The organism is Pseudarthrobacter sp. IC2-21, from assembly GCF_034048115.1.
GTDB classification, from domain to species: domain Bacteria; phylum Actinomycetota; class Actinomycetes; order Actinomycetales; family Micrococcaceae; genus Arthrobacter; species Arthrobacter naphthalenicus.
Map to the genome: position 1 here is coordinate 651,793 of NZ_CP139145.1, position 18,963 is coordinate 670,755.

At 65.6% G+C, this 18,963-nt stretch carries 21 protein-coding genes; 6 read left to right on the forward strand and 15 right to left on the reverse strand.

Going from position 1 to position 18,963, the window contains the following annotated elements; translation table 11 throughout:
* Positions 1 to 7: 7 nt before the first annotated feature.
* Genes SBP01_RS03085 through SBP01_RS03130 form a run of 11 tightly spaced genes read right to left on the reverse strand, consistent with a single transcriptional unit; the run spans position 8 to position 8,817 of the window.
* Positions 8 to 271, reverse strand: coding sequence for a HypC/HybG/HupF family hydrogenase formation chaperone (locus SBP01_RS03085; RefSeq protein ID WP_275214659.1), 264 nt, complete (start codon positions 269 to 271; stop codon positions 8 to 10).
* Positions 272 to 283: 12 nt separating this feature from the next.
* Complete coding sequence (locus tag SBP01_RS03090; protein WP_275214660.1) at positions 284 to 799, reverse strand: hydrogenase maturation protease; 516 nt, start codon at positions 797 to 799, stop codon at positions 284 to 286.
* A 7-nt stretch (positions 800 to 806) separates the two neighbouring features.
* The gene (locus SBP01_RS19725) at positions 807 to 926 is read right to left on the reverse strand and encodes a DUF6893 family small protein (protein WP_414004256.1); all 120 of its coding nucleotides are present in this window, start codon (positions 924 to 926) and stop codon (positions 807 to 809) included.
* On the reverse strand, positions 923 to 2,332 hold the full coding sequence (locus tag SBP01_RS03095) for a hypothetical protein (RefSeq protein WP_320538272.1): 1,410 nt from the start codon (positions 2,330 to 2,332) through the stop codon (positions 923 to 925). Before SBP01_RS03095 ends, SBP01_RS19725 begins: the two co-directional genes overlap by 4 nt.
* 2 nt (positions 2,333 to 2,334) lie before the next feature.
* On the reverse strand, positions 2,335 to 3,018 hold the full coding sequence (locus tag SBP01_RS03100) for a DUF6084 family protein (protein ID WP_320537444.1): 684 nt from the start codon (positions 3,016 to 3,018) through the stop codon (positions 2,335 to 2,337).
* Positions 3,015 to 3,704: a DUF5947 family protein gene (locus tag SBP01_RS03105; protein WP_275214662.1), complete on the reverse strand. Its 690-nt coding sequence runs from the start codon at positions 3,702 to 3,704 to the stop codon at positions 3,015 to 3,017. The genes SBP01_RS03100 and SBP01_RS03105 overlap by 4 nt, the downstream gene beginning before the upstream one ends.
* Position 3,705: 1 nt before the next feature.
* A complete protein-coding gene (locus tag SBP01_RS03110; RefSeq protein WP_275214663.1) occupies positions 3,706 to 4,668 on the reverse strand; it encodes a NifU family protein in 963 nt (320 codons plus the stop codon).
* A 5-nt stretch (positions 4,669 to 4,673) separates the two neighbouring features.
* Complete coding sequence (locus tag SBP01_RS03115) at positions 4,674 to 6,467, reverse strand: nickel-dependent hydrogenase large subunit (protein ID WP_275214664.1); 1,794 nt, start codon at positions 6,465 to 6,467, stop codon at positions 4,674 to 4,676.
* A gap of 27 nt (positions 6,468 to 6,494) precedes the next feature.
* Positions 6,495 to 7,553: a hydrogenase expression protein HypE gene (locus SBP01_RS03120; protein ID WP_320537445.1), complete on the reverse strand. Its 1,059-nt coding sequence runs from the start codon at positions 7,551 to 7,553 to the stop codon at positions 6,495 to 6,497.
* A 31-nt stretch (positions 7,554 to 7,584) separates the two neighbouring features.
* Entirely contained in the window at positions 7,585 to 8,484 is a 900-nt protein-coding gene (hypB, locus tag SBP01_RS03125) for a hydrogenase nickel incorporation protein HypB (protein WP_275214666.1), read from the reverse strand.
* Between the two features lie 3 nt (positions 8,485 to 8,487).
* Positions 8,488 to 8,817: a hydrogenase maturation nickel metallochaperone HypA gene (locus SBP01_RS03130; protein WP_275214667.1), complete on the reverse strand. Its 330-nt coding sequence runs from the start codon at positions 8,815 to 8,817 to the stop codon at positions 8,488 to 8,490.
* Between the two features lie 139 nt (positions 8,818 to 8,956).
* Between SBP01_RS03130 and SBP01_RS03135 the strand changes: the two genes are divergently transcribed.
* Entirely contained in the window at positions 8,957 to 10,165 is a 1,209-nt protein-coding gene (locus tag SBP01_RS03135) for a HoxN/HupN/NixA family nickel/cobalt transporter (RefSeq protein WP_320537446.1), read from the forward strand.
* A gap of 35 nt (positions 10,166 to 10,200) precedes the next feature.
* The gene (locus SBP01_RS03140; protein WP_320537447.1) at positions 10,201 to 10,506 is read left to right on the forward strand and encodes a hypothetical protein; all 306 of its coding nucleotides are present in this window, start codon (positions 10,201 to 10,203) and stop codon (positions 10,504 to 10,506) included.
* 30 nt (positions 10,507 to 10,536) lie between these two features.
* Here the strand turns inward: SBP01_RS03140 and SBP01_RS03145 are convergent, their stop codons facing one another.
* Positions 10,537 to 11,154, reverse strand: a complete 618-nt coding sequence (locus tag SBP01_RS03145) for a DedA family protein (protein ID WP_275214670.1) — start codon at positions 11,152 to 11,154, stop codon at positions 10,537 to 10,539.
* Positions 11,155 to 11,310: 156 nt separating this feature from the next.
* On the opposite strand from SBP01_RS03145, the gene SBP01_RS03150 reads away from it, so the two are divergent.
* On the forward strand, positions 11,311 to 11,841 hold the full coding sequence (locus SBP01_RS03150; protein ID WP_320537448.1) for an O-acetyl-ADP-ribose deacetylase: 531 nt from the start codon (positions 11,311 to 11,313) through the stop codon (positions 11,839 to 11,841).
* On the opposite strand, the gene SBP01_RS03155 is transcribed toward SBP01_RS03150, so the two are convergent.
* On the reverse strand, positions 11,813 to 12,796 hold the full coding sequence (locus SBP01_RS03155) for an RluA family pseudouridine synthase (protein ID WP_320538273.1): 984 nt from the start codon (positions 12,794 to 12,796) through the stop codon (positions 11,813 to 11,815). The genes SBP01_RS03150 and SBP01_RS03155 overlap by 29 nt on opposite strands.
* A 105-nt stretch (positions 12,797 to 12,901) precedes the next feature.
* Between SBP01_RS03155 and SBP01_RS03160 the strand changes: the two genes are divergently transcribed.
* The 3 genes from SBP01_RS03160 (at position 12,902) to SBP01_RS03170 (ending at position 16,049) form a co-directional block, all read left to right on the forward strand.
* A complete protein-coding gene (locus SBP01_RS03160; protein ID WP_320537449.1) occupies positions 12,902 to 13,567 on the forward strand; it encodes a helix-turn-helix domain-containing protein in 666 nt (221 codons plus the stop codon).
* Entirely contained in the window at positions 13,560 to 14,249 is a 690-nt protein-coding gene (locus SBP01_RS03165; RefSeq protein ID WP_320537450.1) for an SRPBCC domain-containing protein, read from the forward strand. Before SBP01_RS03160 ends, SBP01_RS03165 begins: the two co-directional genes overlap by 8 nt.
* 528 nt (positions 14,250 to 14,777) lie before the next feature.
* A complete protein-coding gene (locus SBP01_RS03170; protein ID WP_320537451.1) occupies positions 14,778 to 16,049 on the forward strand; it encodes an aminotransferase class V-fold PLP-dependent enzyme in 1,272 nt (423 codons plus the stop codon).
* Here the strand turns inward: SBP01_RS03170 and SBP01_RS03175 are convergent.
* Complete coding sequence (locus SBP01_RS03175) at positions 16,018 to 17,226, reverse strand: NAD-dependent epimerase/dehydratase family protein (RefSeq protein WP_320537452.1); 1,209 nt, start codon at positions 17,224 to 17,226, stop codon at positions 16,018 to 16,020. The genes SBP01_RS03170 and SBP01_RS03175 overlap by 32 nt on opposite strands.
* A 229-nt stretch (positions 17,227 to 17,455) precedes the next feature.
* Positions 17,456 to 18,922 carry a PLP-dependent aminotransferase family protein gene (locus tag SBP01_RS03180; RefSeq protein WP_320537453.1) on the reverse strand — a complete coding sequence of 489 codons (1,467 nt, stop codon included), beginning with the start codon at positions 18,920 to 18,922 and terminating at the stop codon, positions 17,456 to 17,458.
* Between the last annotated feature and the right edge of the window lie 41 nt (positions 18,923 to 18,963).

The window sequence follows — 18,963 nt, forward strand, 5'->3', positions numbered from 1 at the left end:
CATCCGCCTAACCGCCTTGGCCGGCGTCGTCGGATGGCCGTGGCCGGCCCATCAGTTCCAGGCCGCTCATCGCCTGTTCGGCTCCCGCAGGATCCACCCGCTCGAGCGCGAAGCCCATGTGGATCAGGACCCAGCTGCCTGCTGGCAACGGTCCGTCATCCAGGAGCCCGATGTTGATCTTCCGCTGCACGCCGGCCACGTCCACCAGGGCGAGCTGATCGCCGTAGCCTTCAATCGGGCCAATGACCTGGCCGGGAATTCCGAGGCACATAGTGGGTCCGCCTTAGGTGGGTGTGGGGATCGGCCGGGAGGTGTGCTGGCTGAGGAGATCAACGACAGCGGCGACCGCCCCCGGCAGGGCGGCGGCCACCGGTGGAGTCAGGCCGACGCCCTCGGTGACGTCGGCCGGAACACAGCCCACCACGTAGGTCTCGGGGACCTCGCCACCCAGGGTCCGGAGTTTGCCCAGGACGGCGGCAGGGTCCATGCCATGGGGGTCCAGGGAAGCGCCGCCGTCGAGATCCCCGCTGCGGATCCGGAGCACCCGAAGACTCCCCGGAACGGGGGACCCGGAGCCGTCGCCATCTGTCCGATGGCCGGGCGGCACGGCATCCACCAGGACCAGCACGTCCACGCCGGCAAGGAGGTCGTAGGCGAGGTGCATCCCGCGGATGCCGTAATCCACCACCTCCACACCGGGCGGAAGGCGCACGTCCGACGCCAGCCGGCGGGCCACCTCGGGCCCGAATCCGTCATCGCGCAGGAACATGTTGCCCACGCCCGCAACCAGCACAGTCATGCCCGGCTCACATCCGCCGGGCCCTCAGATAGCGCTGGATGTCGGGAACAGACCGGATCCCCACGTAGATGGCGCCCAGCCCCAACCCCACCAGCAGCGCTACCGTGGCCATTCCTATGATTCTCATGGCATGCCTTCCTTTCCATCCGGACCCAGTGGTTCAAGCTCGTCGGGCGAGTAATAGAAGGACCTGCCGTAGCCCTCGTGGAGGTCTGCGGCCGGGTCCTGATCCAGGACAAGGCCCACGTGCGTGCTGCCGTCAACATCGAAGTGGACGTTGGTAACGCGGCCCGTCTGCCCGGCGAAGAACAGGTCCTGGGCATCGGCGCGCCTGCTCGGATTCACCCTGACCCTGCTGCCCCGCGCCACCGGAATCCCGTTGATCAGGACGGCATCCAGGTGTGGCTGGACCAAGGCTTCGGCCTCGGGCGTCCACCACGCGGCCGCGCCGGCGTCTGAAGGGCGGGTTTCCGGAGTGTCCATCGAAGGAATGTCCATGGCATGGGGATTTCGCAGGATGCCGTGCAGTTGCTGCAGCTCTTCGGGGGACATGGCCTCACACCGGTCGATAATGGCCGCTGCCCGCGGATCCGTGGCGCGGGCCTCGGCCTTTTCCTCTTCGGTGAGGGTCAGCACGCGCAGGGTGAGGATCTCGTCGATTTCGGTGGAATCGTACAGCGCCACCGAGCTTTCGGGGGCCACAGCGGGGTGGTCGTACAGAATGATGGGGGACACCAGAACCACATCCGACTGCCCCTCCGGACCGGCGAGGACAGGCCAGCAGCGGTGTTGCCCGCAGGCGGCCGCCGCGGCCCGGGCCGCCGGCGGTGGCTCCAGCAGGGACATGAAGTCGGCGTCCTGGAGGCTCAGGAGCAGGTGCGTTCCGATGAAGGATTCCGCGATGGCATCCTGCCTGCCCCGGTCAGCCGCCGCGCCGGCTGTCCCGTTCGCGGTTGTGTTCGCAGCGCTGTTGGCGACTCCGACGCGCAGCCTGACCAGGCCCCCGGGGGCCGACGCCGCTGCCAGCCTCACCTCAGCATGAAGCGGACGACGACGGCGGACCAGCCTCCCAGCCAGCCGCCCCGAAGCGTCGTGCAGTTCCTCGGTGTCCTCGCCGCCGGGAACCTCCACCGGCAGAACTGCTTCCCTCTCACCGAGGCCGGCAACGGTAAACGGTCCCAGCGTAATTTCGCGCTCCACCGCTTCGTCCCAGCTCAGCCAGCGGGCGGCACCGACCGAAAGCTCATCCACCGCCGTGAACCGGCCGTCGTCGTCCGTTTTCTCTGCGGTCCGGCTCTGCAGCTGCAGGAATCGCAGGTGGATTTCGACGTCGGCCTGCGGGCCGGGGGCGAGCAGGCAGTCGGCGAACATGTCCGCTTCCTCGCCCGAGCCGGACGCGGCGGCGCCGGGCGGGCCAAGGATGCCAAACTGCCACCGCGCCTGGTTCTTCTGTGAGGACGCGCGGTACGGGTACAGCAGGTAGCCCTCATACAGGACGGCATCTGCCACGGCGCGGGCCAGGCTCAGGCTCATGCTCACGGCCGCGGGTCTCCTGACAGCGCAGATGGCGAGAATGACTCCGCGGACACCGCCGTGGCGTTCGCCAGCAGGCTCTCCATGGTGGCATCCCACGAGGTCAGGCCGTGGGCGGCCTTGTATTGAAGCAGCCCAGAGAGCACGTCCCGGTCCAGCCGGAGCCAGCCGGTGTTGGGGAAGTACTGGTCGATCAGCCGGCGCCATGCCTCGACGGGAAGCCGGTAGGAGGCTTCGAGGTTCCAAGGCACCTGTTCCACGCCGAAGCCCGCCTCGCCCCGGGTGAAGACGGTGCCGGAGAACAGCAGTTCCAGCGGGACCAAACCGTCACGCAGGGACTGCAGATACTTGGCAGCGGAAACATCGAAGTCAAAAGTGCAGGGCAGCGGCAGCCGCACCTCGGTTTCCCCGGTAAAGCCCTGCACCATGGTGCTGCACTGCAACCAGAGGAAGGACTTCAGGGTGGTGGGCCAGCGGCCGCGCTCGCCGAACAGGTCCAGCAGGCCGGCTTCCTCATCCGGCGTGTAGCCGCGGCGCTGGGGCAGGATCCGGACCTGGCAGCGCAGGGCGATGGCGTGCACTGCGGCGCCGGAGGACTCAGTCACCCGCAGCGTCGCCGTGAGCTGGGGTGCCGCCGCGTACGGTTCGGGCTGGATATCCACAACTTCGAAGGCGAGTGCGATCACGGCCGGCCCCCGGACGTTGAGTCTCCGGCGGCATCGGGTGCACGGTCGGCAGCGTGGACCGGCCTGCTGCGGCTGCTGACCTTTTCGAAGAACGCGGTGAGCTGGTTGCGCGCCTCCTGGCCGCCGTCGAACCCCCGCCAGAGGCGCCGCAGGTGCCCCACCAGTTCATAGCAGGCGTCCACGGGGACCAGATGGCAATCGGCCTCGGGACGGTCGTTGCCGGGTCCGCGGATCAGGAGCGCCTCAGTGTCCGGGGCCGCAACGGACAGGGCGGGATTCCGTGCCATCACGGCGTCCCAGGCGTCCAGCGGCAGCTCGGACTCGGTGGCCCCGGCAGGGCCCGGGTAGAACGCCACCGTCCGCTCCATCCTGGAGCTGCGGAAGAAGAACGCCAGTCCCACGGGTATTTCCAGCTCGTCCCACTGGCCGGGGCCGAGCTCAAAATCGGGGAAGGACAGGTACCGGTCCGGCACCGACCGATATCTCAGGTGGGCGCTGCTGTCAGTGAAGAGCAGGTAGCAGGGCCGGCACGTGCACATCATGGCGTGGCTCTCCAGGTCCACCACGTGCTGGTGTTCGGCCGCGATGGGCTCCCCGCACATTTCGCAGCGCTCGCCGGCGGGAGCGGCCGGCGGGGCGGCGGCGATCCGGCGCAGCAGCGCGACGGGCAGGCCGGGCGATTCCATCTCAGCCGCCCTTCGCGGAGGCAACCGGCACTGCAACGGACATCACGCCGCCCCGGACGAGCAGTGGGAGCGGGTCCAGGTGCAAGCTCCGGTCCTCCAGGCAGGCGCCGGCCTGGCGGACGTCGAAATGTGAGCGGCAGGTGGGACAGCGCAGCAGGCCGCCGCCGGCAGGGGCAGCCAGGGCACGCTGCAGCAAGGCACCCGCCATGGACCCCTCGCAGCGCGGGCAGAAGTCCCGGTACGCGTAGACGTCCTGCCCGGTCCGGCAGGCCAGGATTGAATAGCCGCCCACCTGGAATCCGGCCACGTCGCCGGGTTCCAGGTCGGCCACACCCGGGACCGGCTCCCAGGCCCCCTCCGGCCGGTCCGTGTGGTTCATCCTGACCAGCAGGGAGTCCACGGGGATGAACGCAGGGGTGGGGGCGTGCTTTTCGGCTTCCACCACTTCGATGGCGGTGACCTCCGGGGCAGCCGTTTCGATCGCCTCTTCGACGGCGAACTTCAACGTAACGGACGACGACGGGCAGCCCTGGCAGGTGCCGAGCAATTTCAGCCGCACCACGCCCTCCGGGCTGATGTCCAGCAACTCCACGTCCCCGCCATGGGAACCCAGGTACGGCCGGACGCTGTCCAGGGCGCCCGCCACCCTGGCCTCCATAGACTCCGGATGCAGGCCATGGATGATGAGCAGGCCGGACACCAGTTCATCGGACGCGAGCGCCGCCAGCGTGCGGTCGTCGAGCTTTCCCTGCTCATCCAGGATTGCCAGGATCCGCTCCAGCCCGGAGCCGTACATGTCCGTGACTTGGCGGACCAGTTCTTCGGCACGGGAACGGGCCACCGCCCCGCCGGCTCCGAGGGCGTCAAGGAGCGTGCCTATGCGTGCGCCGGTCCGCAGTTCTCCGGTCGCCCATTCCCCGGGCCGCCGTTCGCCTGTCTGCAGCGGCCGTTCCCCGGCGGGCATGGCAGTTACTCCCCGGTGAGGGTCTGGGTGGGGGAGTGCAACTGCTCCAGGGTCTGGCCGTTGCCCAGATACATGTGGACACCGCACGGCAGGCACGGATCGAAGCTCCGGACCGTGCGCATGATGTCGATGCCCTTGAAGTGCTCGCGGTCGTTCTCCTCAAAGATCGGCTGGCCCTGCACCGCGTCCTCGTAGGGGCCGGGCGTGCCGGACGAGTCTGTGGGGCTGGCGTTCCAGGGAGTGGGCGGGTACGGGTGGTAGTTGGCGATCTTGCCGTCCCGGATCACCATGTGGTGGGACAGGACACCGCGGACCGCTTCGGTGAAGCCGCAGCTGATGGCCTCGTCCGGAACCGTGAAAGTCTCCCAGGTCTTGGTCCGGCCGGCCCGGATTTCTTCCAGCGCCTTCTCCGCGAAGTGCAGGGCCGCCGCGGCCGCGTAAGCCTGGAAGTAGGTGCGGGCCCGGTTGCGTTCCAGGGTGTTGCTCCATTGTGGGATGTTCCATTCAAAGGAGACAGGACCCTTCAGCGCCGTCTTGGGGAGGTTGATCTGCACGCTGCTGCCCGTGGCCTTGAGGTAGCCGATGTCCACCAGCCCGGCCAGCGCCGTGGCCCACAGCCGTGCCAGCGGGCCGCCTCCGGTGTCCAAGGCCAGGTTGTTTTCGCCGTCGAACCAGCGCGGGGACATCACCCAGCTGTACTTCTCCTTCAGGTCCCGCTTCTGCGGCCGCGGATTGGTGTGCTGGTTCCAGGGGTGGCGGCGGTCCACGGGATTGCCCAGCGGATCGTGAGTCACAAACATTTCCTGGTCTTCCCAGTCCTCGTAGTACGAGGACCCCAGCATGATCCGCAGGCCAAGATTGATTCGGACCAGGTCCGTGGTGACGAGTTTGCCGTCCACCACCACGCCCGGAGTGACGAACATCTTCCGGCCCCACTCGGTCATGTCCTTGTACTCGAAGTTGCAGTAGTCAGGATCCTGGAGGGAACCCCAGCAGCCCAGCAGCGTCCGGCGCAGGCCCACCTGCTCGTAGCCGGGGAGTGCCTCATAGAAGAAGTCGAAAAGATCGTCATGCATGGGCACGACCTTCTTCATGAATTCCACGTATCGCATGAGCCTGGTGATGTAGTCCGTCATGAGCTGGATGGTGGCAACGGTCCCCACCCCGCCGGGGTAGAGCGTGGACGGATGCACGTGCCTGCCTTCCATGAGGCAGAACATCTCGCGGGTGGCGCGGCTGACCTGCAGGGCCTCGCGGTAGAACTCTCCGGTGAACGGATTCAGCGAGCGCATAATGTCCGCGATGGTGCGGTAGCCGTGATCGCCCTCGTGCGGAGCCCGGGTGTTCTCCGCCTTGGCCAGGACACCGGGGTTGGTTTCGGAGACCATCTTCTCGCAGTAGTCCACGCCCACGAGGTTTTCCTGGAAGATGTTGTGGTCGAACATGTACTCGGCGGCCTCGCCCAGGTTGACGATCCATTCGCCCAGGTTCGGCGGCTTCACGCCGTAGGCCATGTTCTGCGCATAGCAGGAGCAGGTGGCGTGGTTGTCGCCGCAGATCCCGCAGATGCGGCTGGTGATGAAGTGGGCGTCCCTCGGGTCCTTGCCCTTCATAAAGATGGAATAGCCCCGGAAGATCGAGGACGTGCTCTTGCACTCCACCACCTGGTTGTTCGCGAAATCGATCTTGGTGTAAATGCCCAGGCTGCCGACGATCCGGGTGATCGGGTCCCAGTTCATCTCCACCAGGTTGTTGTTCTCCGTCCCGCTCCCGGACGGCATTGGAATCGTTGAGGTCATGTTCTTCACCTGTCTGGAATGGGGGATTTACCAGGTGCGCCGTGCGCCGGTCAGCAGCTCGGTTCCGGTCCGGCGCCACTTGGGCTCCTGGTTCAGCGTGTGGGTGGTGATGCCGCGGAGCGCCCTGATGGCTGCGCCGTAGGGGCGGATGGTGCTGGTTGAGAGCTTGCCGCCGGGAGGCTCGTCCATAAACGGCATGAACTTGTCCGGGAAGCCCGGCATGGTGCAGCCGATGCAGATGCCGCCGACGTTCGGGCACCCGCCGATCCCGTTCATCCAGCCGCGCTTGGGCACGTTGCACTTGACCACAGGGCCCCAGCAGCCAAGCTTTACGATGCACTTGGGGGAGCCGTACTCGGTGGCGAAGTCGCCCTGCTCGTAGTAGCCGGCCCGGTCACAGCCTTCGTGGACCGTTTGTCCGAACAGCCAGGTGGGCCGCAGCGCATCATCGAGCGGGATCATCGGGGCCTGGCCGGTGGCCTGGTACAGCAGGTAGGTCATGGTTTCCGAGAGGTTGTCCGGCTGGATGGGGCAGCCGGGAACGCAGACGATGGGGATGCCGGCCTTGGATTTCCAGTCGTAGCCCAGGTAGTCGGGGACGCCCATGGCACCGGTGGGGTTTCCCGCCATGGCGTGGATGCCGCCGTACGTTGCACACGTGCCCGCAGCGATGATTGCCGTTGCCTTGGGTGCCAGGCGGTCCAGCCACTCACTGGTGGTAATCGGCTGGCCCGTGGTCAGGTCGTTGCCGAACCCGCACCAGTAGCCCCCGGCGTCGTGCAGTTTCTCGTTCGGGATGGAACCTTCCACTACCAGGACGAACGGCTCGAGTTCGCCACGGTCTGCCTTGCGGAACCATTCCAGGAAATCGTCGGCCCCTTCCTGCGGGCCGCATTCGAAGTCGATCAGGGGCCAGTGCATGGCGATGCGGGGCAGGCCGGGCAGGGCGCCGAGGGCGATTTCCTCCACGCTGGGCTGGGTGGCCGCCGTCAGGGCGACGGAATCGCCGTCGCAGCTCAGCCCTGCGTTGATCCAGAGCACGTGAATCAGGGTTTCTTCGGCCTTGAGGGAAGTCTCAGTAGGCATCGTTGCCTCTTTCCGCGGCCCGCGAGGGGGCTCAGTGTGCGTCTGTCAGGGTCTCTTCCAAGGGCCCTGCATGAGACCCCAGGCGGGTCTCTGTCCGGGAGGGACGGCCGTCCAGCCAGTCGTACCAGGCGGCAATGCCGTCGCCGGTAGTGGCCGAGAGGACCAGGAATTCTGCGTGGGCGTTCAGGTGACGGATGCGGCGGACGCATTCGTCGATGTCGAACTCGACGTAGGGAAGCAGGTCTGACTTGTTGATGATCACCAGGTCAGCTGCGATAAACATGTGCGGGTATTTCTGCGGCTTGTCATCACCTTCCGTCACTGAGACAACTACTACTTTGGCGGCTTCGCCCAGGTCGAAGAGGGCGGGGCAGACGAGGTTGCCCACGTTCTCGATGAACACGGTGGAACCCATCGCGGGATCGAGCGCGTCGAGTCCGCGGCGGAGCATGTCGGCGTCCAGGTGGCAGCCCGCTCCGGTGTTGATCTGCACAACGGGCCGGCCGGCCGCACGGATACGCTCGGCATCGAGGGACGTTTCCTGGTCCCCTTCAATGACCCCGGCCTGCAGCCTGTCTCCCAGTTCCATGAGCGTCCGCACCAGGAGCGTTGTCTTGCCGGCGCCCGGGGAGCTCATCATGTTCAGCGCCCGCACCTTCCGTCCCGCGAGCCAACCGCGGTTCCGTTCCGCGAGGAGGTCATTTTTGGCCAGCAGGTTCTGTTCCAGGGAGATGAGCTCCGGGGCGTGGGTATGGCTGTGCGCGTGCTCGTGCGTGTGGTCGGCGTCGTGCGCGTGGTCGTGTCCGTCCTCGTGCGGGTGGGAGTGCCCGTGGTCGTGCGTGTGCGGGTGATCATGTGACTCCGAACCGGGGACATCCAGGGCGTAAACCCGGGGTGTGGCGTCCTCGCCGCAGCCGCATGTTGCGCACATGGCCTATGCCACCTCCACCGACACGAGCTGGAGCTCGCGTCCGGTCACCACGTGGACGTCGGCGCTGCCGCACGGACAGAGGAGGAACTTGTCAGTCAGGGCGAAGTCGCTGCCGCAGGTGCGGCACAGGCCCAGGCCCTGGGGCTCATCGATCCGCAGCCTCGCCCCTGCCAGAGGGGTTCCCGCCGAGGCTACATCAAAACAGAAACGGAGGGCATCCGGAAGCACACCTGACAGCGGCCCGATCCGAAGATTGACGCCGGTCACCGCCCGGCTGCCTGTCTTGTCCAGAACCGCGTCTATGAGGCTTTGTACGATCGAGAGTTCATGCATCGGCTGTGCCTCCCTCCTGTCAAGATAGGCTCGTCCCGGTCAGAACGCAACCCAATTATTTGACAGCTGCACGCACATCGAGTATGGGCGTATAGTCGTGTCATTGTTCTGCAATGACGCGGAAGCCGGAGGCTGGGAAGTGAAGCAACCGGAAGCTGAAAACAGCACGCAGCCCAGGGCCCGGACGGGTGGGTCCGCCGTCGCGTTGACCAAGCGGGAACGGTCCTCGATCGCTGGAATGGCTGCTGTGGTGCTGCTGCTGCACGCGGTGGGCTGGGGTGTGCTTCTGCTTGTCGTCGCACCGGAAAACCTTCCGGCGGGCTCGTTCGGAGTGTTTGGTGTTGGCCTCGGCGTTGCTGCCTACACGTTGGGTCTGCGCCACGCGTTCGACGCCGACCACATCGCGGCCATCGACAACACCACACGGAAACTCGCGGGCGGTGAACCCGCAGGCGCCGCGCCGCTGCTGGGGAGCACTCCCCGCGCCGCGGGGCACTCCGTGGCCGGGCACAGGCCCATGACAGTGGGCTTCTGGTTCTCCCTGGGCCACTCGAGCATCGTCTTCGGCCTGTGTGCTGTGCTGGCCGCCGGAATCCGGACCGCATCGGCTGGGGGTGGCGTGGTTTCGGGCGAAACCGAGGCAGGCCTGCATACTCTCGGAACGGCTATATCGGGTGTTTTCCTGTACATTATCGGCATCCTGAACCTGGTGATCCTCTTGGAGGTCCTCCGCTCGGCACGGCGGCTGCGGTCCAACCGGCACGTGGACGCCGGACTGGAGATTCTGCCGGCCGCCGGTGGCCTGATGGCACGGCTGTTCGGCCGGGTCACGCGCCTCATCACCAGGCCGTGGCAGATGTACGGCGTGGGACTGCTGTTCGGACTGGGCTTCGACACCGCCACGGAGGTAAGCCTGCTGATCCTGGCAGCCGGAGCCGCTGCCTCGACACTGCCGTGGTATGCGATCCTCACGCTTCCGGTCCTCTTCGCGGCGGGTATGAGCCTGCTGGACTCGCTCGATGGCTGCCTCATGACCTTCGCCTACAGGTGGGCGCTTTCCAGGCCCGTCCGCCGTATCTACTTCAACGTGGTGGTGACCGGGCTGTCCGTGGCTGTTGCGCTGGGCATCGGTTCCGTGCAGCTCATTTCCCTCCTGGTGGACAGTGCCGGGATCCGGTCCGGGCCGCTGGCAGTGATCGGCGGGCTCGACCTCGCAGCCGTCGGCTACACCACCGTTGCCCTGTTCATCTTCACGTGGCTGGTTGCACTGGGCGTGTGGCGTTTCGGGCACATCGAGGAGCGCTGGTCGCTGCCCGTTCCGAAGGGCGGCCCCGAACAGCGCGGCTAGCCGGACCAGGAGGCGGCCGGGATAGGGTGGAGGGCATGCCTTCGTTCCAGACCCGCTTGAAGATCACCGGCCTGAAGCCCGGCAATCCGCCTGAAGCCGTGATGGCCGCCGCGGTGGAGGCTCTGGAGACCCGCCATCACGTTGAGGCCAACCAGATAGAACTGGCCGGCGGTGTGCCGCAACTGAACCTCCGGTTCCTGGTGGAGGCCACCGAATACAACGGCGAGAACCGGCAGGCGCGGGAATCGGCAGCGATGATGCGCGACGCCGTCGAACGCGTTGCGCTGACCGGCTCACTGACTGTGCTGCGACGCAATCGCGGGCGCTGGGCACCTGTGTAGCCCGCACGTCCCGGCGCCAAATGGCGGCCCTCAGTCGCCGGGCGCCGGCTCATCCACGGGGGAACGGGTGCCGCGCCGGCGGGTGACAATGACACCGACGACGGCGCCGATCACCAGGCCCACCCCGACTCCGATCAGGGAGCTGGCCCAGAACGGCAGTTTGGTGGCTGAGCCCGTGAAGTAGCCGAGGCCCACCAGCCAGCAGGCCCAGAGCACCGCCCCGAGCCCGGCGCAGAGGCTGAAACCGCGGACCGAGACATCGGCAATTCCGGCTGCCGCGGAGGTTGCCAGCCGGCCGCCGGGGATGAAACGGGCGCCGATAATGGCTCCGTACGTGGATGAGCGGCCCGCCCTGGCGATGGCTTCATGGATGCCGTGGTGGACCTTCCTGCCCCAGCGCCAACGGTCGAGCACGTGGCTGAGCCGGCGCTTGAAGAGCTGGAACACCACCATGTCGCCGAGCCAGGAGGCCACCGCAGCCAGGGCCGCCACGAGGAAAACGTTGGCCCGGCCGTCCGCCGAGAGGGCACCGCCGGTGATCACCACCATCTCGGAGGGGATGGGCGGGAAGATGGCGTCGCCGAGCACCACGGGCATGATCCAGAAGTAGATCGCCGCGCCCCAGCTATCGGCATTGCCAAAGTCCATGGCCACAAAGTACCGCACTTTCGTTCGGCGGAGAGGCTGTCAGTACACGGCCGGGTGGAATGCCGGCACCAGCCGCGACCGCGGGCGGCAGGCAGGGGGCCGACCGGGGCCAGGATGCCCATTTATCCGGGATTCAACACGTGGGAAACTGGCCGCATGCGGATCAGCATCCTCCAGGCCGACATCACCACCCGCGAGGTCGACGCGATCGTCAACGCGGCCAATTCGTCGCTGCTGGGCGGCGGAGGGGTGGACGGCGCCATCCACCGGGCAGCCGGGCCGGAACTTGTGGCTGCCTGCCGCGAACTCCGCGAGGCGAGGCTGCCGCACGGTCTCGCCGTGGGTGCCGCCGTCGCCACTGCCGGGTTCCGGCTCCCGGCCCGCTGGGTCATCCACACTGTGGGGCCCAACCGGCGCGCGGGGCAGACAAACCGGGCGTTGCTGGTCTCCTGTTTCAGCGAAAGCCTGCGGCTGGCGGATTCGCTGCGTGCTGCTTCCATCGCATTTCCTGCCGTGGGCGGCGGCGTGTACGGCTGGGCGGGGCGGCAGGTGGCTGAGGCAGCGCACGACGCCGTTACCGGGTTTGGTGCCTCCCATCCGGAGAGTGCACTCGAGGTGGTGGAGTTCGTCCTGTTCAGCGCCGAGATGGAGGACTCGTTCAGCGCGGTGTTTGAACAGCCTCGCTGAGTCCGAGGGTGCTGCGGTATTCCACGGGCTGCTTGCTGATGGGGTCCACGAACCGGATGCCGCGGGCAAGGAGTTGCAGCGGTTTGGTGTAGTCGTCCGGTGCCTTGTCCAACAGGTCCGGGTAGAACGCGTCGTTCACGATGCCCAGGCCCAACGACGCCATGTGGACCCGCAGCTGGTGCGTTTTCCCGGAATGCGGCTCGAGGCGGTAGCGCGCAAGGCGCCGGATGCCATGGTTGCCGGCGCCGGCGGTGACGGGCGTGCGCGGGGAGGTGCCGGCGTCGAACGTTTCCAGCCGCTCGATGCGGGTCTCCGCGTTCGGTTCGCCGTCGATCACTTCGGCCAACAGGTAGCTGCGGGATTTGGTCATCCTGTTGCGTACCACCACGGGGAAGTCGATGGCCGGGTAGCCGGCCGCCGGCTCCGCCGCGGAGATGCATTCGTATTCCTTCTGCACCTGGCGCTTCTCGAACAGCACCTGGTAGCGGCCGCGGGTTTCGGGGTTCGTGGACAGAAGCAGCACGCCGGCGGTCATGCGGTCCAGGCGGTGCATGGGAATGAGGTCCGGCAGGTTCAGCTGGTTCCGCAGCCGGACCAGCGCCGATTCCTGGATGTAGGTTCCACCGGGGGTGGTGGGCAGGAAGTGCGGTTTGTCCACCACCAGGAGGTGCTCGTCCTGGTGCAGGATGCGGATGTCCACCGGGATGCGGGTCTCCGGCGGAAGCGTGCGGTAGTACCAGATGAAGGTGTGGTCATCGAGCTTCGTGGCCCGGTCGAGGGGGACGCCGCCCTCGCCCACGATCTCGCCGGCGTCGAACCTGTCCTCGATCCCCTGCGGATCTATGTGGCCCCAGCGGTGCATCATGTAGTCCATTGCGGTGTCCCACGGCCCCTCATCCGGGAGGCGCAGGCGGGTGGCATTGACGCCGTCGCGCACGGGGAGGGGGGATTGCATCACCGGTCCATTCTACTTTGCCTCGCGGGAGCGGGGTCCGAGCCACCACAACCGACGGATAAAAAGTTCTTGACAAGAAAACTTGTCGGTTGGCAGGATGGATGCATGTTGGATATCGAAGTGATCGAGGACCCGGCCGCGGCGGAAGCGTCGCTGGACCCGATCCGCACCCGCATCCTCCGGGAGCTGTCGGAACCGGGATCGGCCACCCAGCTTGCCGCCAAGGTTGGCCTGGCACGGCAGAAAGTCAACTACCACCTGAAAGCCCTTGAGCGGCACGGGCTGGTGGAGCTGGTGGAGGAGCGGCGCAAAGGCAACGTCACCGAGCGCGTCCTCCAGGCGACGGCGGCCTCCTACCTGATCTCGCCGGCGGCCCTCGCCTCGGTGGCGCCGGACCCGCACCGGTTTTCTGACCGTTTTTCGGCCTTCTGGCTCCTGGCGCTGGCCGGCCGGATGGTGCAGGAAATGGGCAAACTGATTGCCGGCGCGGCGGCGGCCCGGCAGAAGCTGGCCACCTTCGCCATCGACGGCGAGATCACCTTCCGTACAGCCGCGGACAGGGCCGCGTTTGCCGAGGAACTGGGCGTCGCGGTGACCCGGCTGGTGGACAAATATCACGACGGCGGTGCGCCGAGTGCGGGCGGGGAACGCACCCAAACCAGCGGCACCCCGGCGGGCGGCGGGCGGAAGCACCGCCTCGTCGTCGCGCTTCACCCCGCACTGAAGACCCCTACCAAAACCACCTCAGCGAAGGAGCAGGACAATGACTGACAAGCGTGAATTCGAGATCGTCTACGACACTGAGCTGCCGGGCACTCCGGAGCGCGTCTGGGAGGCTGTGACCACGGGTACGCCGGCATGGATGTTTCCCACGGACCAGTGGCCGGACGTCAAAACGGTGCAGGAATACCCTACGCACCTGGTCTCGCGGATGGATGGCCCGGACGGCTGGTTCAACCAGCTCGAGCATGTCCTTGAGCCGCTGGACGGCGGCCGCGCCAAGCTCCATTACGTGCACAGCGGCATCTTCGCGGACAACTGGGACGAGCAGTACGACGGCGCCAGCAAGCATACCGAGTTCTATCTCCATACCCTTGGGCAGTATCTGGCGCACTTCGACGGCCGGCCTGTGGTGTTCACGGACATCCAGGGGCCCGCGGCCTCGCAGGCGCCGGACGGATTCGACCGGCTGAAGAAGGCCCTCGGCGTGGACTCCGCTGCGCAGGGTTCCACAGTGGACCTGGAGGTCGACGGCGTCGGGAGGCTCTCCGGGGAAGTGGACTTCGCCAACGAGCACTTCCTGGGGCTCCGGACCGCCGACGCGATGTACCGGTTCTTCGGCCGCAACGCCTTCGGTGCCCCGGTGGGCATGACGGTGCACGATTTCAGCGGCAGCGGCGACCCGGCGGCAACCGCCGAGGCGTGGGGCAGGTTCCTGGCAAAGGTCTACTGAGGACCCGCAAAGTACTTTTCGACCCGCGCATTACCTGGCGCGCCCCATCTTTGGGGTGCGCGTATCTGGGGTGCGCGTATCTGGGGGGGTGTGCCGGGTAAATTGCGCGTCGCTGGCCAATTAGAGCGTCGGGCGATGGGTGGAACGGGGGGCTTTAGCGTCGAGGTCCTTCGAATCGGGTATGACAAAGGTGAAATCAGGTATGACAGTGCGACATTTAGAGTACTTTCTACGCATGTAGATCCCGGGTGATTCTTCTAAGGTCATTGAACGAGATGACAGTCCGATCGGCCGGGCCCAGGCGCGAGGTTTAAGAGTCAGACCCCGGCCCGTTCCCTCAGCGGCTGAACCGTCTCTGGCCTGCAAGGACACCTGCAGGCGCGGTTCACTCGCGAGGATGAGAATGGCGAACCTAGCAGCCTCAGGCAACCGGCCGAGCGCCGGTTTTCTTCGATACCACCGGAATGCGCTGCCAGGTAATCCTGACTCTGCTGGCAGCGGCGCTGATGCTACGTCCAGGAGGCAGCAGTGACGCAAACTGTAGCCAATTCTGCCTCGGTGCCGGAATTCAATGCAGACTCCGTCCGCGTCGGGATCAGCAACGGCATGAAGCCCTCATCCGAAAAGAGCTTCTTTAATTTCGCCACCGTCGCACCCATGAGCCGGGCGGCTTATGAAGCCGCCCGCACTTTCATGGACGACTTTTATCAGTACGGGCCGCCGGAAGTGCTCTACCGTTACGACTCGCTGGCGGACAACATGGCCGCCGAAGCGGCCCGGCTCATCAATTGCGCGCCTGCGGAAATCACCTACCTGAAGAATACGACCGAGGGCATAATTATCGCGAGCGAGGCGCTTCCGCTGGGGTGCGGAGACGAGGTGCTGGTGCTGGGAAATGAATATCCGGCCAACCTGCTGCCCTGGTTACGTAAGCGTCATGACGGTGTGACGGTCAAGGTGATAACGGGCAGTGACAATGAGGCCGCGTTCCGGCGTTTGCTTGAGAGCATCAGCCCGCAGACCAGGGCAATCAGTATGTCCTCAGCCCAACGCTACGACGGATTTATGCCGAACCTGGCCCTGCTTTCCGAACGGTGCCGTGACCAGGGCATCTTCCTGGTGATCGACGCAGTGCAGCATATAGGGGCACGCGCGATCGATGTGGCGAAGACACCGGTGGACATACTCGTGTGTGGTGGCCAGAAATATCTGCGTGCCGGTTTGGGCATTGGCTTCATGTACGTCAGCCAGAACGTCCTGCCCGCCCTGCGTGACAGCAGGGTCGGCATCCGAAGCATGGAGCACTTCGACGAGAACTCCTATGTCCTGAGAAATACGGCTGCCCGCTTCCAGGATGGAACCCAGAACATGGCGGGGTTGGCGGCGCTGAACGCATCGCTCCGTGAAATCAATGCCATTGGCATGGACGCCATCGAACAGAAGAACCTTGCGATCCTCCAAGGGATCAAAGCTATTCTGCGGGAATACAAGATCGATTTTATCGATCACGGTATGTGCCAGAGCAACATCGTGTCTTTGCGCACCGCTGATCCATCGGCTCTGGCCAACTTTTTGATGGAGCGCGGCGTCTATATCAAAGCTATCCAGGACGTGACCCGGGTTTCATTCATCCATGAGTCCAAACTGGAGGACGTCGAAGTCATGGCCCGGCATCTGCATGAATTTCTCCACGCGGGCAGGAACTGCATTCGCTCAGGCAGCCTGGGAAAGCCGGAAACGGCGGAACGACGGACCGGGATGAAAAGGCCTAAGCTTTCTTCTCCGCTGCCAACCACTTGACCTCGGGCAGGATGATGGAGGGATCGATGTCGTCCTTGTAGCGACTGGCAAACTCCAGCATGTTGGCCATTTCTTCCCGAAGCCGGGCGTCCTTGTTGCTGTCCACAGCCTTGATGGCTTCATGGACTTCAACCTGGGGATCCAACTTGCCGGTCGGTTCCTCACGGGGGTTCGTGAGGTAATTGATCTTCGTCGAGGGACTGATATCTGCGAGCCTTTCGGCGATTTCGCTGATGCTCAAACGGTGGGTGTAATTGTGGACAACCATATGTTCACCGGGCGTCACGTCGAGGTCTGCAAACTTGAGGAAGTTTACGGCAGTATCCGTGAGGCTGATTAAGCCTGTCTTCTGGGTGCCGTCACCATAGACCGTCAGTGGGTGGCCAATGACCATCTGGCAGATGAATCGGTTGATGACCGTGCCGAAGACAGCATCGTAATTAAAACGGGCCGCAAGGCCCTCACGCTCCGTCCAATGGTTTTCCGGGATCGTCGCGCCAAAGATGGTGGCCTGCTGGACGGTAATGACTTTCAGTCCCCACATTTTGGAACAGAGGTCATCGATCAGGAAATCGGTGATTTTTGACTGATGGTAGAAGTCGGTAGCCTGCATGGGGAGGAAGCTCTGCAGGACTTTGTGCTGCTGGCCGTCCAGCTCAAAGGTGAAGTCGTTCTTTCCCAGCGGGACATAGTCGGTGTCCGTAGCCATATAGCAGCCGCCGGAGCCCACCTTAATGTATTTCGTAGCGTTGCTGAGGTGGGCGATGGCCCACAGCACGTTGAGGTGGGCGGCAACATTATTCGAGAATGTGGCCGCCGCGTTCTTGGCGCTGCTCATGGAGAACGGCGCGGACGGCTGTTGGGCCGCATTAATGACGACAGCCGGCCGATACTTGGCAATGATGTGCTCAACAGCTTCGGGGTCCAGGAGTTCCACTTTTTCAAAGGACAGGTTGCGTTTTCCGAAGATCCGCTCATATTCGGCGATTCGACGCTGAGGGCTTTCCAATGGAACCAGGACCTTGGCCCCTGCCTCTTTTTCCCAACGGCGCTTGACAAAGTTATCCACCAGGACCACCTGCCGGTCGGTGCGATGGGCCATTGCCAGACCCAGGGTCCAGCCCAAATATCCGTCGCCGCCGAGGATCATGACGGTATTGTCAACTGACTGATTCATAGTCCCATTCCAGCCCTGGTATGAATTTCTGAACTTTTGAAAATGTCCGGCAGGTTTATAATTCCTGAATCTAGAACAAGGCCCGGTAAACGTCAATGGCGCCCCCGCACTTCGGAAGGTAGGGCTAAACGCCGATCGAACGGAATCAAACGCGATCAGCTGTGAACTCCCGGAAACGGGCGTGTCCGGCCGTGTCTGTGGCTGCTGGCGGAGCCGCCGACGTTGGGGATCAGGCGATGGCCACGTCCGGAGCGTGCTTTAGGGTCCGGCGGAGTTGCGGGGCGGCATCCAGCCTGTCCTGGGCGGCCCGCAGGGCCAGAACCGCCGTCGAGAGTTGGGCCGGCGGCAGGGTAAACGGCACCCGCATGTACTGCTCAAAGGCCCCGCCGGCGCCGAAGCGCGGCCCTGCGGCCAGACGGATGCCGAACTCGGGCGCGATGACGGTCAGCGCGGTGCTCGAGGCTGTGGGCAGCCGGCACCACACCGCGAGGCCACCGGCCGGCCGCTCCGGCTGCCAGCCCGGCAGATGTTCGGCCAGCAGGTCCAGCAGGAAGGCCCGGTTCTCGCGCAGTAGGGCGAGCCGGGCCCCGAGTGGCTGGTCGAAGGAGCGGACCAACCCCGTCGCCGCCAGCTGTTCGACGGCGGCCCCGCCCAGATCCATGGTGGTCCGGGTGGCGATGAAGCGGCCAAGCAGTCCCTCCTCGGCGCGGATCCACCCGGTCCGCAGCCCGGCCCAGTGCGATTTGCTGAGTGATCCGATGGATACCACGGCGGGACTGAACGCTGCCAGCGGCGAGGTGGTCCCGCCGTCGAGGTTTAACGCCCGCAGGGTCTCATCCACCACCAGCACTGTCCCGGCCGCCGCGGCCGCGCGCGCCAGGCGGCGACGCTGGAGATCGGACATCAGCCGGCCCGTGGGATTGTGGAAGTCCGGCACCAGGTAGGCCATGGCGGGACGTTGTTCCTGAAGGGTGGTCTCCAGCAGGTCCATGTCCCAGCCCGGGCCCGCATCCGCAACCCCAACCGTTGCCGGCGGCAGCGGAACGGGAACCACCCGGGAGCCGGAGGCGCGGATGGCATCGAGTGCGTTGGGGTAGGTGGGGTGGTCCACCAGGACTTTGTGGTTCCGGCCGGCTATGGTCTGCAACACAATGTTCAGTGCATGCTGCGCGCCCGAGGTGACCAGGATCTGCCCGGCGGTGGTGGGCACGCCGGCAGCCGTATACCGCTCGGCAATGGCCTCCCGGAGCGGCGGGAAACCTAGGGCGTCGTAGCCGAAGCCGGGCAACAGCGCGGGCAGATTCTTCAGGGCATCCGCGAAGGCCCGGTGCACCACCTCCCCGGTGGCCGGGAGCGAGGCGTGCGCCAGGTCCAGGATCCCGTCCGGGACAGCAACCCCCGGTGAGCTGACGGGCACGGTCCGGTGCGGGATGCCGGTCCGCCCGCGGCTGCCCTGGCCCGCGCTGAGGAACCCTTGCTCCCGCAGTCCGGCATAGGCGGCCGTCACGGTGGTGCGGCTCACGCCCAGGGCCTGGGCCAGTGCGCGCTCGCTGGGCAGCGCGGCGTCGAGCGGGATGCGGCCGTCCATGATCAAAAGACGGACGACGTCGGCAAGTTCCCGGTAGGCGGGCCCCGCGCGGGTGTTCCAGGGTCCCAGCAGCCGGACGAGTGCGGAGGCGTTCAGGGACGTCGACATCAGTCCAGTATTGCAAACTGGCTATGGAAAACAAGGCCAGT

Coding starts and splice junctions, on each gene's coding strand:
- SBP01_RS03085 (WP_275214659.1), bottom strand. CDS start 271: ATGTGCCTCGGAATTCCCGGCCAGGTCATTGGCCCGATTGAAGGCTAC.
- SBP01_RS03090 (WP_275214660.1), bottom strand. CDS start 799: ATGACTGTGCTGGTTGCGGGCGTGGGCAACATGTTCCTGCGCGATGAC.
- SBP01_RS19725 (WP_414004256.1), bottom strand. CDS start 926: ATGAGAATCATAGGAATGGCCACGGTAGCGCTGCTGGTGGGGTTGGGG.
- SBP01_RS03095 (WP_320538272.1), bottom strand. CDS start 2,332: ATGAGCCTGAGCCTGGCCCGCGCCGTGGCAGATGCCGTCCTGTATGAG.
- SBP01_RS03105 (WP_275214662.1), bottom strand. CDS start 3,704: ATGGAATCGCCCGGCCTGCCCGTCGCGCTGCTGCGCCGGATCGCCGCC.
- SBP01_RS03110 (WP_275214663.1), bottom strand. CDS start 4,668: ATGCCCGCCGGGGAACGGCCGCTGCAGACAGGCGAACGGCGGCCCGGG.
- SBP01_RS03115 (WP_275214664.1), bottom strand. CDS start 6,467: ATGACCTCAACGATTCCAATGCCGTCCGGGAGCGGGACGGAGAACAAC.
- SBP01_RS03120 (WP_320537445.1), bottom strand. CDS start 7,553: ATGCCTACTGAGACTTCCCTCAAGGCCGAAGAAACCCTGATTCACGTG.
- hypB (WP_275214666.1), bottom strand. CDS start 8,484: ATGTGCGCAACATGCGGCTGCGGCGAGGACGCCACACCCCGGGTTTAC.
- SBP01_RS03130 (WP_275214667.1), bottom strand. CDS start 8,817: ATGCATGAACTCTCGATCGTACAAAGCCTCATAGACGCGGTTCTGGAC.
- SBP01_RS03140 (WP_320537447.1), top strand. CDS start 10,201: ATGCCTTCGTTCCAGACCCGCTTGAAGATCACCGGCCTGAAGCCCGGC.
- SBP01_RS03145 (WP_275214670.1), bottom strand. CDS start 11,154: ATGGACTTTGGCAATGCCGATAGCTGGGGCGCGGCGATCTACTTCTGG.
- SBP01_RS03150 (WP_320537448.1), top strand. CDS start 11,311: ATGCGGATCAGCATCCTCCAGGCCGACATCACCACCCGCGAGGTCGAC.
- SBP01_RS03155 (WP_320538273.1), bottom strand. CDS start 12,796: ATGCAATCCCCCCTCCCCGTGCGCGACGGCGTCAATGCCACCCGCCTG.
- SBP01_RS03160 (WP_320537449.1), top strand. CDS start 12,902: ATGTTGGATATCGAAGTGATCGAGGACCCGGCCGCGGCGGAAGCGTCG.
- SBP01_RS03165 (WP_320537450.1), top strand. CDS start 13,560: ATGACTGACAAGCGTGAATTCGAGATCGTCTACGACACTGAGCTGCCG.
- SBP01_RS03175 (WP_320537452.1), bottom strand. CDS start 17,226: ATGAATCAGTCAGTTGACAATACCGTCATGATCCTCGGCGGCGACGGA.
- SBP01_RS03180 (WP_320537453.1), bottom strand. CDS start 18,922: ATGTCGACGTCCCTGAACGCCTCCGCACTCGTCCGGCTGCTGGGACCC.